We start from the raw sequence: 2702 nt of genomic DNA on the forward strand, positions 1-2702 counted from the left end.
AGCGCCGCCGATGGCGCGTCGGCGGTGGAGGACGGCAGCGCGCTCACGCCATCAGCGCCAGGCAGCCGCGGAAGCCCTGCTGCATGTAGCGCTTGACCGTGACCAGCGACACGCCGAGTTCGCGCGCGATGTGCTCGTACTTCAGGCCCTCGATCTGCGACAGCAGGAAGGCGCGCCGCGCGGCCGGCTTGAGGCTGTCGAGCATGGCGTCGATCTCGTGCAGGGTCTGCAGGATGATCAGCCGCTGCTCGGGCGACGGTGCCTCGGGCTCGGGCATCACGGCCAGCGCCTCGAGGTAGGCACGCTCGAGCGCCTGGCGCTGGTACCAGTTCACCAGGATGTTCTTGGCCACGCTCGTGAGGTAGGCGCGCGGCTGCGCGATCGCCTCGGGGTTGCGCGCGGTCAGCAGCCGCGCGAAGGTGTCCTGCGCCAGGTCGGCCGCGTCGAAGGAATTGCCGAGCTTCCTGCGCAGCCACGACTGAAGCCAGCCGTGGTGGTCGCTGTAGAGGGTGTGGACTTGCTGGAAGTCGGCTTCGGCGGCGGGAATGGCGGACACGGCGAACGGCGTTGGCGGCCGGGCTGCCGCGCACAAATAAGAATTGTTCTCATTTTAGACGGATGCCTGCGCCCTCGCCCTCCGCCGCCGGCTCAGAGCTTGGGCGTGTACTTCACCGTGAACATCACGTTGCGCGGGTCGCCATAGTTGTTGTTGCCGTTGGCCTCGTTGAAGGCCGGGATGTAGTAGCGCTTGTCGAACACGTTGTAGACGTTGAGCGCCAGGCTCAGCTCGGGCGTCGCCTGGTAGGCCACGCGCGCGCTCCAGACCATGAAGCCCGGCACCTTGAACGAGCGGTCGTAGCCCAGCGTGCTGCTCTGCACCGTGAAACCGCCACCCACGCTGAGCCGGCTCCATGCGCCCGGCAGCTGGTAGTCGCTCCACACGCGCAGCATGTGGCGCGGCGTCCACTGGCTGAAGACCTGGCCCTGGTTGTCGGGGTCCTCAAGGAACTTGGTCGTGTTGTAGGTGTAGCCGGCCGTGAGCTGCAGCCGCGGCGCGATCTCGCCGCTGAGCTCGGCCTCGAAGCCTTCGCTGCGCACCTTGCCCGAGGACTTGTAGCAGTACCAGTCGTCGCAGGCATAGCCGTTGTCGTAATCGGTCACGGCGCGGTTGCGGTGGTCGTAGCGGAACACGGCCAGCGAGGCATTGAGCCGGCCGTCCATCAGCTCGCCCTTCAGGCCCAGCTCGTAGTTGCGGCCGGTGATCGGCTTGAGCGGCTCGTTGTTCAGCGCGCGCTCGGACTGCGGCTCGAACACCTCGGTGACGCTGCCGTAGGCCGACCACTGCCGGTCGAGCGCGAACACCAGGCCGACGTAGGGCGTGATCTTCGTGTTGGTACTCACGGTGCTGCGGGTGTCGCGGGTGCGGTCGGCATAGAGGTAGTCGTACCAGCTCGCGCGTGCGCCGAGGATCGCCGTCAGCGGCTCCGCGAGCTTCACGCGCCAGCTGCCGTACAGGCCCGACTGGCTGATGTCGTACTCGGTGTGGCTCTTGGTGCCGCCCGCCGCGAGGATGGTCTCGTAGTTCTGCGCCGGCCGGTAGTGGTCGGGCGCGAAGATGTTGCCGCCGTTCGTGAAGCGGCGGCCGAAGCGGTCCTTCGAGGTGTACTTGGCGTAGTTCGCGCCGACCGTCAGGTCATGCTCCAGCGACAGTGCCTCGAAGCGGCCGCGCACGTAGACGTCGAGCCCGGCCTTCTTCGAATCGAACAGGTTGTCCCAGTCGGCGAAGCTCAGCCCGCTGCCGTCGGGCTGAACGTTGCCGTGCATGCGCTGGTGCTGCGAGGCATTGCGCTCGTTCATGCGCAGCGCCGAGGCCTTGAGCTTCCAGTTTGCGTTGAAGCGATGCTCCAGGTCGGCATAGAGCGTGGTCTGCTCGCTGTCGTGGCGGTTCCACCAGGCGCCCGTGTACACCGAGCGCGGCAGCCCGATGTCGCTGCCGTCGGGATAGCGCGGAAAGCCGCGCAGCATGGGGCGGCCGCTGCCCTTCATCTGGCTGATGCCCAGGCCGAGGGTGGTGTCCGGCGACAGGTCGTAGTCGATCGCGCCATAGAGCGAGCGCGTGCGGCTCCAGACGAAATCGGTGAACGAGTGGCTGCGGTCCTCGTCGATCACCACGCGCCCGCGCAGCGTGCCCTCGGCATTGAGCGGCCCGCCTGCGTCGAGCTGCGCGCCGTAGTGGTTCCAGCTGCCCGCCTTGCCGGTCAGCACCAGCGTCTTCTCGGCCTGGCCGCGCTTGCGCACCAGGTTGACGGCGCCGCCCGGGCTGCCCGTGCCCTGCAGCAGGCCCGCCGCGCCGCGCAGCACCTCGAGGCGGTCGTGGAACACCAGCGCCTCGGTGGCCCAGTTGCCCAGCGAATACCAGTTGCGCGGCACCGGCACGCCGTCGTACTGCCAGGCGTCGATCTGGAAGCCGCGCGACGACAGCACCATGCCCGGTCCCACGCCCTTCACGCCGACCACGCCGGTGACGGCATTGGCCGCGTCGCGCAGGTCGACGAGGCCCTGGTCGTCGAGCCGCTGGCGCGTGAGCACGCTGACCGACTGCGGGATGTCCTTCGCCGCCTGCTCGCCCTTGCCGATCGTCAGCAGCGGCGCGGCATAGGAGCGCGTGCCCTCGCTGGTGGCGCTGCGCACCGGGGCCGCCG

At 68.6% G+C, this 2702-nt stretch carries 2 protein-coding genes; both read right to left on the minus strand.

Annotation, left to right across the window (positions count from 1 at the left end; genetic code table 11):
- Positions 1-43 precede the first annotated feature (43 nt).
- Entirely contained in the window at positions 44-547 is a 504-nt protein-coding gene (locus AC27VN_RS38270; protein ID WP_490880037.1) for a sigma-70 family RNA polymerase sigma factor, read from the minus strand.
- Between the two features lie 101 nt (positions 548-648).
- The coding region (locus AC27VN_RS38275) for a TonB-dependent siderophore receptor (protein WP_490880036.1) at positions 649-2702 on the minus strand (2054 nt) is incomplete at its 5' end.

Source organism: Variovorax sp. 20P10.2.4, from assembly GCF_058244205.1.